Annotated in this window: 11 protein-coding genes and 1 pseudogene; 1 reads left to right on the top strand and 11 read right to left on the bottom strand. The window is 65.5% G+C overall.

The features are described 5' to 3' along the window. Window positions 1–47: 47 nt before the first annotated feature. The 10 genes and pseudogenes from HAPAU_RS00940 to HAPAU_RS00895 form a co-directional block, all read right to left on the bottom strand. On the bottom strand, window positions 48–1,217 hold the full coding sequence (locus HAPAU_RS00940; protein ID WP_066378396.1) for an SPFH domain-containing protein: 1,170 nt from the start codon (window positions 1,215–1,217) through the stop codon (window positions 48–50). A gap of 58 nt (window positions 1,218–1,275) precedes the next feature. Then, entirely contained in the window at window positions 1,276–1,848 is a 573-nt protein-coding gene (locus HAPAU_RS00935; protein WP_066378394.1) for an NfeD family protein, read from the bottom strand. A gap of 38 nt (window positions 1,849–1,886) precedes the next feature. Beyond that, a complete protein-coding gene (locus HAPAU_RS00930; RefSeq protein WP_066378392.1) occupies window positions 1,887–2,066 on the bottom strand; it encodes a DUF7312 domain-containing protein in 180 nt (59 codons plus the stop codon). 2 nt (window positions 2,067–2,068) lie between these two features. Beyond that, the gene (gene pyk, locus HAPAU_RS00925; RefSeq protein WP_066378389.1) at window positions 2,069–3,853 is read right to left on the bottom strand and encodes a pyruvate kinase; all 1,785 of its coding nucleotides are present in this window, start codon (window positions 3,851–3,853) and stop codon (window positions 2,069–2,071) included. Window positions 3,854–3,912: 59 nt separating this feature from the next. After that, a complete protein-coding gene (gene metG / locus HAPAU_RS00920; protein ID WP_066378388.1) occupies window positions 3,913–5,988 on the bottom strand; it encodes a methionine--tRNA ligase in 2,076 nt (691 codons plus the stop codon). A gap of 219 nt (window positions 5,989–6,207) precedes the next feature. Continuing rightward, window positions 6,208–6,594 carry a universal stress protein gene (locus HAPAU_RS00915; protein ID WP_066378386.1) on the bottom strand — a complete coding sequence of 129 codons (387 nt, stop codon included), beginning with the start codon at window positions 6,592–6,594 and terminating at the stop codon, window positions 6,208–6,210. Window positions 6,595–6,730: 136 nt separating this feature from the next. Continuing rightward, window positions 6,731–7,008 (bottom strand): annotated as a pseudogene (locus HAPAU_RS00910) (tyrosine decarboxylase MfnA); the annotation flags it as partial. A gap of 103 nt (window positions 7,009–7,111) precedes the next feature. Next, window positions 7,112–9,427: a phosphoenolpyruvate synthase gene (gene ppsA, locus HAPAU_RS00905; RefSeq protein WP_066378381.1), complete on the bottom strand. Its 2,316-nt coding sequence runs from the start codon at window positions 9,425–9,427 to the stop codon at window positions 7,112–7,114. A gap of 94 nt (window positions 9,428–9,521) precedes the next feature. Beyond that, window positions 9,522–10,424: a PhzF family phenazine biosynthesis protein gene (locus HAPAU_RS00900; protein WP_066378371.1), complete on the bottom strand. Its 903-nt coding sequence runs from the start codon at window positions 10,422–10,424 to the stop codon at window positions 9,522–9,524. A 22-nt stretch (window positions 10,425–10,446) separates the two neighbouring features. Next, window positions 10,447–11,466 carry a DUF7544 domain-containing protein gene (locus HAPAU_RS00895; protein ID WP_066378368.1) on the bottom strand — a complete coding sequence of 340 codons (1,020 nt, stop codon included), beginning with the start codon at window positions 11,464–11,466 and terminating at the stop codon, window positions 10,447–10,449. A 113-nt stretch (window positions 11,467–11,579) separates the two neighbouring features. On the opposite strand from HAPAU_RS00895, the gene HAPAU_RS00890 reads away from it, so the two are divergent. Next, window positions 11,580–12,278, top strand: a complete 699-nt coding sequence (locus HAPAU_RS00890; protein ID WP_066378366.1) for a phosphoribosyltransferase — start codon at window positions 11,580–11,582, stop codon at window positions 12,276–12,278. Window positions 12,279–12,280: 2 nt separating this feature from the next. On the opposite strand, the gene HAPAU_RS00885 is transcribed toward HAPAU_RS00890, so the two are convergent. Then, entirely contained in the window at window positions 12,281–13,705 is a 1,425-nt protein-coding gene (locus tag HAPAU_RS00885) for an MATE family efflux transporter (protein ID WP_066378359.1), read from the bottom strand. Between the last annotated feature and the right edge of the window lie 51 nt (window positions 13,706–13,756).

Here is a 13,756-nt window from a genome sequence, read left to right as displayed (position 1 = left end):
TAGTGGAGCCGAGATAAAACAGCTTCGGCCGCCGTCAGTTCACCGGATCAGTTCGTCTCGGTCTCCGTCTCTATATCCTCGCGTTCTTCCCACTCTTCCTCGTCGCCCTCGAACTCGTCGCTCATCCCGCCGATCACTTCGTCGGGGTCCTGAATCGTGTCCATGTCCTCGCCCTCCTTGATCGCTTGGGCCTCCTGTTCCATCTCCTCGACGTCGAGGTCGGCTTCCTCGTCGATCTGTCCGAGGATCTCGTCGATGTTGTCCAGCCCGAGCAACTGTCGGGTCTCGTCGTCGAACTCGAGGCTGTCGAGTTGGCCCTCGTCGAGTTTCACGTCGCTGCCGGTGAGGTGTTTGCCGTACCGGCCCATCAGCGAGGTCAGCTCCTGAGGTAGGACGAACGTCGTCGATTCGCCGTGGCCGATCGACTCCAGAGTCTCCATGCCGCGCTCGATGACCGCCCGCTCGCCCATCGACTCGGCGGATTTCGCTCTCAGTACGGTCGAGACCGCATCACCCTGTGCTTCGAGGATCTGGCTCTGTTTTTCACCCTGTGCGCGAATGATATTCGACTGCTTGTCACCTTCGGCCTTCTCGACGGCGCTGCGGCGTTCACCCTGCGCTTCGAGGATCATCGCGCGGCGTTTGCGCTCGGCGCTCGTCTGTTGTTCCATCGCGCGCTGGACGTCCTGGCTCGGGTTTACCTCCCGGACTTCGACCGACTCCACCCGGATCCCCCACTCGTCGGTGGGTTCGTCGAGTTCCTTTCGAATTTTGGCGTTGATCTCCTCGCGCTTGCTGAGCGTGTCGTCGAGTTCCATGTCGCCGAGCACCGCTCGAAGCGTCGTCTGGGCGAGATTCGAGACCGCCCGCTTGTAGTCGTCGACCTCGAGGAACGCCTTCTTCGCGTCCATCACCTTGATGTAGACGACGGCGTCGGCGGTCACGGGCGAGTTGTCCCGCGTGATCGCTTCCTGACGGGGCACGTCGAGCGTCTGGGTCCGCATATCGAAGTGGTGGGTCGCGGAGACGAACGGGGGGATGAAGTGGATCCCCGGTTCGAGGAGTTTCCTGTACTCGCCGAAGACGGTCAGCGCGCGTTTCTCGGTCGCGTCGACGATCTCGACCATCTGCCAGACGGTGACGATGGCGAGAAAGAGAAGCAGTAACGCGACGAACGTGAGCGTGAGCGTTGCCTGTAACGGTACGACGGGGAACATATAGATCTGTTAGGATGTATCTACCAAAAGGATTCCCCTAGATACCAGTTCTTTTCCACTATTTCTCGAGATCGTACTCGGGCTCGCCCTCCCTCGTCCCGGGCGCGTCGGTCACTCTCCCGAGGTTGAGTTCGCGGTCGATCTCGTCTTCGACCACGCCCATCGATTCGACGGTGAGGACGTTGCCGCCGCCGGGATCGATTACGAACACCTCCTCACCCTCTTCGATCTCCCCTTCCATCGACCGGGCGGTATAGTAGGGATTGAAGCCGCCGCCGGTGAGTTTGACCTGGCCACCCGTCCGGGAGACGCGCTGGGTGACTCTCCCGGTTCGGCCCTTCAGCGACGCCGAGTCGCTCGTCTTACCCGCGCCCTTCCCGCCGTAGATGTCGAGTTCGCGGTAGGCGAACAGCGAAAGGCCCCCCACGAGAAGGACCGTCGCCGCGAGGGCGACGGCCAGTGCCCCGCCCCCGATGAAGGGTCCGAGCGCCAGTCCGACTAAGCCGGCGACCAACAGCGCGACCCCGAGGACGATCAGGTGGGCACCCGGCGCGATCGCCTCGGCGATCGTAAGGATCACCCCGGCAACCAGCAGAACGAGCGGCAAGGACTCCCCGAGAATCTCTACCATACCGTGTGTTAGGACGCAGACCGATTAATGTTTCCGGATCAGATAATTCCGAACCCGTAGGCGATCGTTCCGACCGCGATGAGCACCCCGAGGACGACGAACGCGACGTTCTCGGCGTTCATCGACTCGGGTTCGATCCGGCGGTGTTCGTCCTCCTGCTCGGCGTCCTCGCCGACCTCCTCTATCGAGTACTGCCACTCCCCGTCGTCGTTCGCCACGGTCAGTTCGACCCCCGTCGACGTGGGACCTCGGTCTCCCGGCGCTCGTTCGGGCTCGCGAGTTCCCCCTCGTAGATCACGCCGCGCTCGGCGTCGACGGTCACCGTCGTCCCTCCGGGTACGTCGCTCAGGTCCGCGCCGCTGACCATCGGGATCCCGAGTTCGCGGGCGACCATCGCGGGGTAGCCCGTCATCCCCGAGCGCGTATCGACGATCGCGCCGACTCCCGAGAGGTCACCGGAGAACTCCCCGTCGAACTCCACGGAGAGGGCGACGATCGATCCGGGTTCGACCCCCGAGAGATCGCCGTCCGACGCGTGGACGACGGGCCCGCTCGTCCGCCCAGAGACGACGCCGGTCCCCGTTTCGAGGGTCTCCGCGGCGACGTGGACCTTCAGCATGTTCGTCGTGCCCGCGCCCTCGATCTCGCTCATCATCCCCGAGAGCACGATCACCGTCTCGCCGCTTTCGGCCACGCCCGAATCGAGCGCCGCGTTCACGGCGTTGTCGATGACAGCGTTGGGGCCCTCGTCGGTGAAGGGCGCGTACTGGGCGGTGACGCCCCACGACAGCGCGAGCTGACGGCGCACGCGTTCGGTCGGCGTCGATGCGACGATCGGGACGCCGGGGCGGTATTTGGCCATCTTCCGGGCGGTGTAGCCCGACTCGCTTGCCGCGACGACGGCGCTCGCATCGAGGTCACGGGCGAGGTAGCGCGCCGCACGGGCCAGCCCCTCCGTCCGCGAGTCGCTGGGGGCCGGAACGCGCTGTTCGCGCAGTTCGTCATACTCGCCGCTTCGTTCGACTTCGCGGACGATGCTGCCCATCGTCTCGACCACCCTGACGGGATGGTCGCCGATGGCCGTCTCGCCCGAGAGCATCACCGCGTCGGTGCCGTCGAGCACCGCGTTGGCCACGTCCGAGGCCTCCGCACGGGTGGGACGGCGCGAATGGATCATCGAGTCGAGCATCTCGGTGGCGGTGATGACGGGAACGCCCGCGTCGCGGCACTTGTGGATGATGCGCTTCTGGATCATCGGAACGTCCTCCATCGGGCACTCGACCCCGAGGTCCCCGCGGGCGACCATGATCCCGTAGGAGGCGTCGATGATCCCGTCGAGGTTCTCGACGGCACCCGCGCGCTCGATCTTCGAGACGATCGGGATCGACTCGCCGAACTCCTCGAGGGTCGCCCCGACCTCGTAGACGTCCGCCGCGTCGCGGACGAACGAGGCGGCGACGAAATCCACCTCCTTCTCGGCGGCCAGTTGCAGGTCCCGGCGGTCCTTCTCGGTGACGACCTCTAGATCGAGTTCGACGCCCGGAACGTTGACCCCTTTTCGACCGGCGAGGGGGCCGCCGCTCTCGACGCGGGCGATCACGGCGTCACCCTCGAGTTCCTCGACGGTCGTCTCGATTCGGCCGTCGTCGAGCAACACCCGGTCGCCGGGTTCGACCCCGGTGATGGGAATCGAGAGGCCGACCTGCTCGGGCGTTGCGTCGTCGCCCTCGACGAACCGTACTCGGGAGTCGGTCTCGAGTTCGATCGGCTCCTCCAAGGATGCGGTGCGGATCTCCGGGCCCTGCGTGTCGAGCATGACCGCCAACGGCTCTTCGGAGTTTCCGTCGATCTCCTTGACGATGTCGATCAGTTCCGCGCGGTCCTCGGGCGAACCGTGACTCGCGTTCAGGCGGGCGACCGACATCCCCGCGTCGGCCAACTCGCGGATCGTGCGCCGGTCGGCGGAGGCCGGCCCCAGCGTACAGACGATCTTCGCGTTTCTCATACAGAGGGTAGACGGCAACCCGGCAAAAAGCCCAACGGTTACTTCGGGGCCGAAACAACCTATCTGACCTTCGTCCCCGGCCCGCTGTCGCCGAGCGTCGTCAGCAAATCGGCGTCCTCGCCCGCCGCGAGCACCATTCCATTGGACTCGACGCCGAACAGTTCGGCGGGCTCCAGATTGGCGAGGATCACGACGCGCGTGCCCGGCAGGCTCTCGAGGTCGTGAAGCCGCTTGATCCCGGCGACGATCTGGCGGGTCTCGACACCGATATCGACCTCCAAGCGCGCGAGGTCGTCCGCGCCCTCGATCCCCTCGGCGAGTTCGACCTCGCCGACACGGATATCGAGGTCCTGGAACTCCTCGAAGCCGATCCGCTCTTCACTAACCGGTTCGAGTTCCACGGCGTCGGAGTCGTCCCCGCCGTCCTCGCTTTGCTCGTCTTCGGCGGCCGCACTCGCGTCGGCGACACGCTCCGCCAGTTTCCCGTTGAGCGCCTCGACTCGGTCGTCCTCGACCTTCTCGAAGAGTGCTTCGGGCTCGCCGAACTCCTCTGGAGTGGCTTCGAGACACGCCGCCAGTCGCAGGTCGTGAACCGACCCCTCCTCCTCCAACTGCGTCCAGAGGCGCTCTGCGGCGTGCGGCAGGATCGGCTCCAGTAGAACCGCTGTGGCCTTCGCCAGTTGGACGCAGTCGCGGATGACCTGTGCGGCCTCTTCTTCGTCCTCGTCGACGAGCTTCCAGGGCTCGTTGCGCTGGATGTACTCGTTTCCGAACCGGGAGAGACGGATCCCCGTCTGGACCGCCTCGCGAAGCGAGTAGTCGTTGAGCCCCTCGCGGAACTCCTCGATCGCCTCGTCGATCTCCGCTATGACCTCCTCGCTCGGGTCCGTATCGGGCGTCCCGTCGAAGTTCCGGTGGGCAAAGAGTAACGAACGGTAGACGAAGTTCCCGAAGTTACCCACCAACTCGCCGTTGACCCGCTCCTGGAAACGCTCCCACGAGAAGTCGATGTCCTGTTGGAACCCGCCCGTGGTCACGAGGTAGTATCTCAGGAGATCGGGATCGAACCCCTCCTCTACGTAGTCGTCGGCCCAGATCGCGCGGTTGCGCGAGGTCGAGAACGCCTTCCCGTCGAGGTTGACGAACCCGCTCGCCATCACCGCCCGGGGCTCGTTATACCCGGCCCCTCGGAGCATCGCGGGCCAGAAGACGGTGTGATGCTGGATGATGTCCCGGCCGATGACGTGGATCAACTCGCCCTCGCCCTCTTTCCACGGTTCGGCCCAGTCGAAGGTCCCCTCGCCGACCCGTTCCGTGTACTGTTTCGTGCTCGCGACGTACTCGATGGGCGCGTCGACCCAGACGTAGAGCACGAGGTCCTCCTTTCCTTCCCCGGGGTAGTCGATCCCCCAGTCCATGTCGCGGGTGATACAGAGGTCCTGTAGCTCGCCCTCGATCCACTCTTTCGGCTGATTGCGCGCGTTGCTCGTGCCCTCCAAGCGACCGAGAAAGCCCTTCAGGTACTCCTGGAAATCGGAGAGGCGCAGGAACTCGTGTTCGCGGGCGCGGTACTCCGCGCGATTCCCGGTAAGCGTGCTCGTGGGGTTCTCGATCTCACCGGGTTCGAGGTGGCGCTGACAGCCCTCGTCACACTCGTCGCCCCGTGCTTTGGCCCCGCAGTAGGGACAGGTCCCCTCGACGTATCTATCAGGTAAGGGCTGGTCGACCTCGGGATCCCACGCCACCTGGATCTCCTTTTCGTAGACGTGGTCGTTCTCGATCCACTCGCGGACGAACTCCCGGGTGAGTTCGGTGTTGGTCCCGTCGTGGGTATGGCCGTAGTTGTCGAACTCGACGCCGAACTCCGGGAAGGTGGCCTCGTACTTCTCGTGGTACTCGAGGGCGAACTCCTCGGGGGTGACGCCCTCCTTTTCGGCGTTGACCGCCACCGGGGTCCCGTGCATGTCCGACCCGCTGACGAACGCGGTCCGCTGGCCCAGTCGCCGCAGCGAGCGCGCGAGGGTGTCGCCGCTCACGTACGTGCGCAGGTGGCCGATGTGCAGGTCGCCGTTGGCATAGGGCAGCCCGCAGGTGACCACCGCGGGATGGTCCGTCGGATACTCGTCGTGGCTCATGGTTCTCTCTGACTCATCGCGGGTCCTAAACCCGCCGGTTTCGGCCGTTGATGGGTTCGCCCGCTCCACAGATCGCCGGGTTTCGACCCCGCGAGAAGCCGTATAACGGACGAAATCGAGTCGTCCACCGGGCGCTATCGGTGGTTCGCATGTACACCGACGGCGATCGTCAGTGAACGTTCACACCTTCTCGACTGGATCGAGGGTGATACCGATCGCTCACTCCTCGGTGCTACAGACCAGCGTGGGGCGGTCGGTCCCCATGATCACGTCCTGTGTGACGCTTCCGAACAGCGCCTTCCCCGTCGGACTTCGTTTCCGACCCGCGACACAGAGACAGTCGGCCTCGTAGCGCGCCGCGGTGTCCAGAAGCGCCATGGCGGTGTCGCCGCCGACCCCTTCGGTCGTGACCTCGACGTTCGCCTCCTCGAGGAGCGACCGGGCCTCCTCCACTGCATCGACCGACTCCATGTCGCCGCCCTCGTCCCCGAAGACGTGAACGAGGATCGCGTTGATCTCTTCGCTCCCCGGCAGCGCTGCGATCGCTTCGGCCTGCGTGCGCGCGCGCTCGACGTCCGTGTCCACGCCGACGATGATGTCGTACATGGCCGGTCCTTCGGACGCCAGCGGTTTACCGGTACCCCTCTACGTACGAGGAAGCGTTCGAGGACCGTCCGGGTGACGTGGGGCATACAGACCACACGCAGCTCTCCCCGGCCGGTCCGCGAGATCCGCCAGCTAAACTGAAGTGGGCGCTCTCGGACGCGACGACGTTTACCTCGCCGTCCCGGTCCCATCACGGGCGAGGTTCCGCGCTGCACGCACCGCCTGGATGTTCGCCTCGGTGCCGCCGCTCGCGATATACCCTTCGGGATCGTCGAGCCCGGCGACTTCGCCGAGATAGTCGATCGCTTCGGCTTCGAGATCCGCGACGGCAGGGTAGCTCGCGGGGTCGCCGGGATTGGTCGCGAGGAACCGCTCTGTGGCACGGCAGGCCGCGGGGTGGGGCTCCGTATACATCGAGGAGAGCACCCGGTCGAACGACTGCGGTCCCGGCGCGCGGTCTGCCCGCTGGATACCGTTCCTGACCGAGCGAGGCGCTTATCCGTTCCGTTCTCGCGTTTCAGCGGATCGAGTCCAACAGAAGCTTCTGCTCGACGCGTTTTGCCTCGTGTTGGACGTCCCGCACGGCGTCGATGTTCGCGCTGATCGAACTCACGCCCGTGTTGACGAGGTGCTGGACCATCCGCGGTTTCGAGCCGGCTTGCCCGCAGATGCTCGTTTTCACGTCGTGGTCCCGGCAGGTCTCGATGGTGCTCTCGATCAGCTCTAACACTGCCGGATGGAGCTCGTCGAACCGGTCGGCGACGCTCTCGTTGTTGCGATCAACGGCGAGCGTGTACTGGGTGAGGTCGTTGGTGCCGAAGGAGGCGAAGTCGATGCCGGCCTCGGCCATGCCCTCGATCGAGAGCGCGCTCGCGGGCGTCTCGACCATCACGCCCCACGAGCGCCGGTCGGTGTCGATGCCCGCCTCCTCCATCAGCCGGCGGGCGGCGTGGACGTCGCTCGCGTCGTTCACCAACGGAAACATGATCTCGACGTTGTCGTAGCCCATCTCGTAGAGCCGCGAGAAGGCCCGAAGCTCGTACGCGAAGACGTCCGGGCGATCCAGACTGCGGCGAATGCCCCGATAGCCCAGCATCGGGTTGTGTTCGTGGGGCTCGTCTTCCCCCCCTTCGAGCTGGCGGAACTCGTCGGTCGGGGCGTCCAGCGTCCGGACCCTGACAGGCCGGGGATAGAACTCGTCGGCCACCGTTCGAATGCCGCTTACGATCTCGTCGACGTAGGCCTTCTCGCCGTTTTCGGCCACGAACTTCTGGGGGGTCTTCCCCAGCGAGAGGATCATGTGCTCGATCCGCAGGAGGCCCACGCCGTCCGCGCCGGTCGCCGCGGCGCGTTCTGCGGCCTCGGGGATCGAGACGTTGACCTTCACCTCGGTGGCGGTCATCGGCTTGACCGGCGTTTCGGGCCTGACGGATTCGACGGGCTCGTGTTCGGGCTCGTCGCTCGTCCGACCGGCCTCGACGCTCCCCCGTTCGCCGTCGATGGTGATCTGCTGGCCGTCCTCGATGACCTTCGTGCCGTTGCTCGTTCCCACGACCGCGGGGACGCCGAGCTCTCTGGAAACGATCGCGGCGTGGGAGGTCATCCCGCCCTCGTCGGTGACGATCCCCGAGGCGCGCTTCATCGCCGGCACCATGTCGGGGGTCGTCATCTGGGTGACGATGATATCGCCCTCTTCGACCTTGTCGAGCTGGTCAAGCTTGGTGACGATCCGTGCGGCGCCGCTGGCTCGTCCGGGGCTCGATCCCAGCCCGTGGACGAGTTCCTCGCCGTCGTTTTCGTCGCGCTCCTCTCGTTCCTCGTACTCCATCGACCCCCCGTTTCCGTCGGCGATCCCCTTCATCAGGCTCGATTCTGGCTCCTCACCGGCGTCGTCGTTGATCGTCGTGATCGGCCTCGACTGGAGCATGAACACCTCCCCGTCGACGATCGCCCACTCGACGTCCTGTGGCGTACCGTAGTGGTTCTCGACGCGTGTGCCGAGTTCGATCAGCTCGGCGATCTCCTCGTCTTCGAGCACGCGCCGTTCGCGTTTCCCCTCGGGGACCTCGATCTCGACGGTTTCGCCGCTCTCCTCGTCGCGGACACACTGCAGTTTCTTCGTCGCGATCGTCTCTTCTTCTATCTCGCCGCTCTCGCGGTCGACGACGTAGTTGTCCGGCGAGACCGAGCCCGAAACGACCGCCTCGCCCAGCCCCCATGCGGCCTCGAGGATGATCCGGGGATCGCCCGTCGAGGGGTGGCTCGTGAACATCACGCCCGACTTCTCGGCGTCGACCATCCGCTGGACGACGACCGCGATGTTGACCTCCTCGCTGTCGAAGCCCTGCTGTTTGCGGTAGTAGATCGCCCGCTGAGTGAACAGCGAGGCCCAACACTTCTTGACACGCTCTAAGAGGTCCTCGCCGGTGACGTTCAGGAACGTCTCCTGTTGGCCGGCAAACGAGGCGTCGGGGAGGTCCTCGGCGGTCGCCGAGGACCGGACGGCGACGAAGGGGTCGTCCTCGAACTCGGCGTAGGCCGCGAGGATCTCCTCTCGCAACTCGTCGGGAAACGGGGTCTCGAGGATGAGTTCGTTCGCACGCTCCTGTGCGCGCGCGAGCGCCTTCGAGTCCTCGACGTCGACGGCGACGGCTTCGTGGATCTCCTCGGCGATCCCGGCGTTCTCGATGAACTCGCGGTAGGTCCCCGCAGTGACGACGAACGCGGGCGGGACGGGCAGGCCCGCACCCGTCAACTCGCCGAGCGAGGCGCCTTTCCCGCCGACGGTCTCGATGTCGTCCGCGCCGATCTCCGCGAGCCAGCGTACTGCCATTGACGTTCGGATCGACACCGAGGCGAGTAAAGAAGGTTGCGACCCACACGAATGTTCGTGGATAAAATTACCCGAACCCGAGTGAACGCTCGCCTCAGGGCTCGATGATCCCGTCGTCGCCGACCTCCGGTACTCGAAGCGTCCCCGAGAGCGCTTCGACTGCCCGCCCACCGACGCGGATCGCCTCGCCGACTCGGACCCGGACCTCGCCCGGCCGATTCACGAAATGGCCCTGCTCGAAGACCATCTCCTCGGGGACTCCCGAGTCCCCAAACGCCTCGAACTCGCGGAGGTACGCACCCGCCGCCCCGCTTGCCGTGCCGGTCACGGGGTCCTCCGGGATCCCGGCGCGGGGCGCGAACATCCGCCCGTGGAGCGTCGACTCGGGGACGAGGGTGTCGAAGGTAAACGCGTACAGGCCCATCGCGCCGACGTCCTCGCAGAGCTCGGCAATCTCTCGGTCGTCGGGGTCTGCGTTTCCGAGGTGTTCGAGGAAGTTCACCGGGACGACCAGAACCGGAAACCCGGTCGAGGATACCGCGACCGGGAGGTCAGCACCAACATCGGTTAGATCTGCGCGGTCGATTCCGAGCGCCTCGGCGACCGTCCCGTAGTCGGGGTCGACCCGTTCGACCCGCGGCTCGTCCTGACCCATCCAGACCGTCCCGTCCGAGCGGACCTCGATATCGAGGACGCCGACGTTGGTTTCGAGGGTGTGGGTGCCCGCCTCGATCTCCCCCTCCTCGAACAGGTGGGCGTGACTGGCGACCGTCGCGTGGCCACAGAGGTCGACCTCCGTGGTCGGCGTGAAATACCGGATCCGTCGGTCGGCGCGCTCGGAGTCGGTCAGAAAGGCGGTCTCGCTGACCGCGAGTTCGTGCGCGATCGCCTGGCGCTGGTCGTCGCTCAGGCCCGCAGCGTCGGGCATCACCCCGGCGGCGTTGCCCGACAGCGCCTCGTCGGTGAAAGCGTCGATCAGGAAAACTCGTCGTTCCATGGCCGGCGTCGGGCCGGCGACGCTATAGGGCTTCGGGGTCGTGGCCGTCTGTGTCCCCCCGGACGGCCGCCCTGATCCGGGGAACGGGGTCCAGTCGCTCGTTCGTGTCCCCGAGGATCAACAGCGCGTAGTATCGGAGATACGTCTGGATCGGTACCTGCACGAACAGCGCAGCGAGGACGATCCCGAGGACGAACACCGCGCCGAGAACGAGCGCGACGGGGAGGAGGACCTGTTCGGCGAGCAGCGCGACCCCCGCACCGACGACGCCGAGCGGAACGAGCAGGACGAGCGCCGCGATCGCGACGAGCAAACCGAAAACGATCCCGAGGGCGACGTTGAGCACGATCGCCGCGACCGCATACGCGAGGTACTGCTTCCACTGACCGGAGAGGGTGGGCCAGAACGCCCGCCACGAATCGAGCACGCCCGACCTGCGAACGAGCATGACCGGGACGACGAACGCGGCGGTAAACGAGTCGACGACGGAGACGAGGACGAACACACAGAGCGCGAGCAGTCCGAGGACGACGAGCGCAACGCCGCCGACCTCGGTGAGCGGTCCCTCCCCGATCACCGTCAGTCCGACCCCGAGGAAGGCGAGGACGGGAAGGAGGGTGATAAGTGCCAGCCCGATGCGAAAGCCGAACAGCCGCAGTCCCTCGCCGAGGTAGCGCCGCGAGTACTCCCAGAAGCGGACCTCGTCGGTACGCAGCGACTGGACGAAGACGAACTCCATGAGCGCACTGACGAATGTGAACCCGAGGACCAACAGGAGCAATGCGCCGCCGACCAGCCCGATCGCGAGCGCGTTCTCCACGATGAACCCCCAGACCGCATCGAAATTCGGCTCCGGTCCGGGTCCCGCTTCCGGGACCGTGCCGGTTCCGCTCCCGCCGCTGCTCAGCGGGTTCATCCCGGTTCCACCGACGAAAAAGACGACGACGGCGAGGACGACCAGCCGCCTGACCGACAGCGGCGTCAGGAACTCGCGGGTCGCCGCCCACGCGTCGTCCAGGTCGTTGATCGCGTACAGCGCCATACCGGCCGTTTGTTCGATCCGAGTAAAATCCTACCGGCCGACCCGCACAGCACCGCGGTCTCGCGGGAAGTCAGACGACTTAAACCGGGAGCCACTCTGAATAGCACCATAGCATGTCCGATCTCCCCGAGGAGTTCAACTGCACCATCACCAACTGGGAGTACATCTACGGACTCTGTCGCACCGTCAGCACTGAGGTCAAACGTTCCGAATTCGAACCCGACGTGATCGTCGCGCTCGCGCGCGGCGGCTGGTTCGCGGGACGCTGCATCTGTGATTTCTTGGGGCTGGATGACCTGACGAGCCTGAAGATGGAACATTACGTGGGTACGGCTCAAAAGAGCGGCGAGCCCCAGATCCGGTATCCGATGCCCGAGGGGAGCGTCAAGGACAAGGACGTCCTGATCATCGACGACATCGCCGATACAGGGGGTTCGATCGAGCGCGCACAGGAGTACGTCACCGATCGGGAGGCGAACGAGGTCCACACCGCGACGCTTCAACTGCTCCAGACCAGCGAGTTCGAGCCGGATTTCGTCGGCGAGCGTCTCGAGGAGTGGTCGTGGGTCGTCTATCCGTGGAACTTCATCGAGGACATGATCGACCTGATCTCGGGGGTCATGGAGAAGGCCGACGAGGAGGCGTTCAACCCCGAAGACGTCCGTCACTACCTCTCGGAGTTCCACGACGTCGAGCGCATCGAGATGGAGATCGCCCAACCCAACCGGCTCAACGAAGTGCTCGTCGAGATGGAACGCCGGGAGGCCATCGAGCGCAGCGGCGCGAACGAGTGGCGGCTCCTCGAGGACTGAGATCAGTCCTCGCTTGTCGTGGCCACGGAAGGGTCGCGTTCGACCTCGACGTAGCGTTCTTTCCACGTTCCCCGCGCCCACCACGCGAGCGCCGCGACACAGCCGACCACGTCGCCCATCACGACCGCGACCCAGATCCCCGTCTCGGCCCAGCCGGCGACGAACACCAGATAGTACGTCAGGGGCACGCGGACGGCCCAGAGCGTGATCAACGAGAAGACCATCGCGGTCTTCGTGTTACCCGCGCCCCGAAAGGTACCCAAGAGGACCTGCAGAACACCGAGGAAGACGAACATGAACGCCGCGATCTGCAGGTACTCGACGCCGTAGGCGATGGTCTCGGTCGCCCCCGGTGTATCGGCGGTGAGGAAGATCCCGACGATCGGTTCGGGAAAGAGGTAGGCAACGAGGGTGAGGACGGCCATCACCACCAACACCAGCCCCATCGCTAGTTTCGAGGCGCGGGCGGCCCGGTCGGGCCGGTCGGCCCCGAGGTTCTGACCGACGACCGTATCGAGCGCCTGGGACAGGCCCATCGCGGGCAGGAACACCAGCGAGATCAGCCGGTTGCCGAGCCCGTAGGCGGCGATGATCTCCGGAGGGAAGGCCACGACCATCCCCGTCAGGACGACGAACGCGAGCGAGGAGGACGACTGTTCGATCGCGCTCGGGGTGCCCAGCGTAACGATGTCGCGGACGTGGTCGAACCGGGGGACGAGATCGGGAGGTTGGATGTCCGGACCGGCGTTCGTATAGAAGAGGATGTACAGGCCGAGCCCCGTGGCGACCGCGCGGGCGGCGATGGTGGCGATGGCCGCCCCCTCGATCCCCAGTCGGGGGATCGGGCCGAGTCCGAAGATCAACAGGGGGTCGAGCGCGACGTTGATCGCGACGCTGACGACCATCACGCGCATGGGAGTGCGGGTGTTGCCGTAGCCGCGCATGATCGAGACGAAGATGAAAAACCCGAACAGGAAGGGCAGACCCAGGAAGTAAATTCTCATATAATCGGCCGCGAGCGGGACGATCCGCGCTTCGGTCCCTGCACCCGCCGGAAACAGCGAGAGCAGCCAATCCGTCGAGAAGTGGCCGAGAACAGCGAGAACGCAGGCCAGTAGGGTGACGAACGCGAGAGTCTGGCCCGCGATCACGTCGGCGCTCCGGCCGCTTTCTGCACCCGTATACTGGGCGACGAGGATCGCGCCGGCGGCGGTAAAACCCCCGCCCACGGAGATCAAAAAGAAGATGAGCGGAAAGGCGAGGCTCAGCGCGCCGACGGCGTCGGCCGAGACCGCGCCCAGGAACGCCGTGTCGGCGACGTTGTACGCGACCTGCAGCAGCTGGATGACGACCATCGGCCACGCGAGGCGGACCATCGGGCGGACCAACCCTCCCTCCGTGAGCGAACTCTCGTGGGCCGTGGACACTACTACGAACCGAAACTGTCGGGACTATATCTGTCTTGTGGACCGTCCCTC

Origin of the sequence: Halalkalicoccus paucihalophilus, from assembly GCF_001593955.1 — an archaeon.
In the GTDB taxonomy this organism is placed as follows: domain Archaea; phylum Halobacteriota; class Halobacteria; order Halobacteriales; family Halalkalicoccaceae; genus Halalkalicoccus; species Halalkalicoccus paucihalophilus.
Note: the sequence above shows the minus strand (reverse complement) of the source record. Positions and strands in the feature narration are given on the sequence as shown.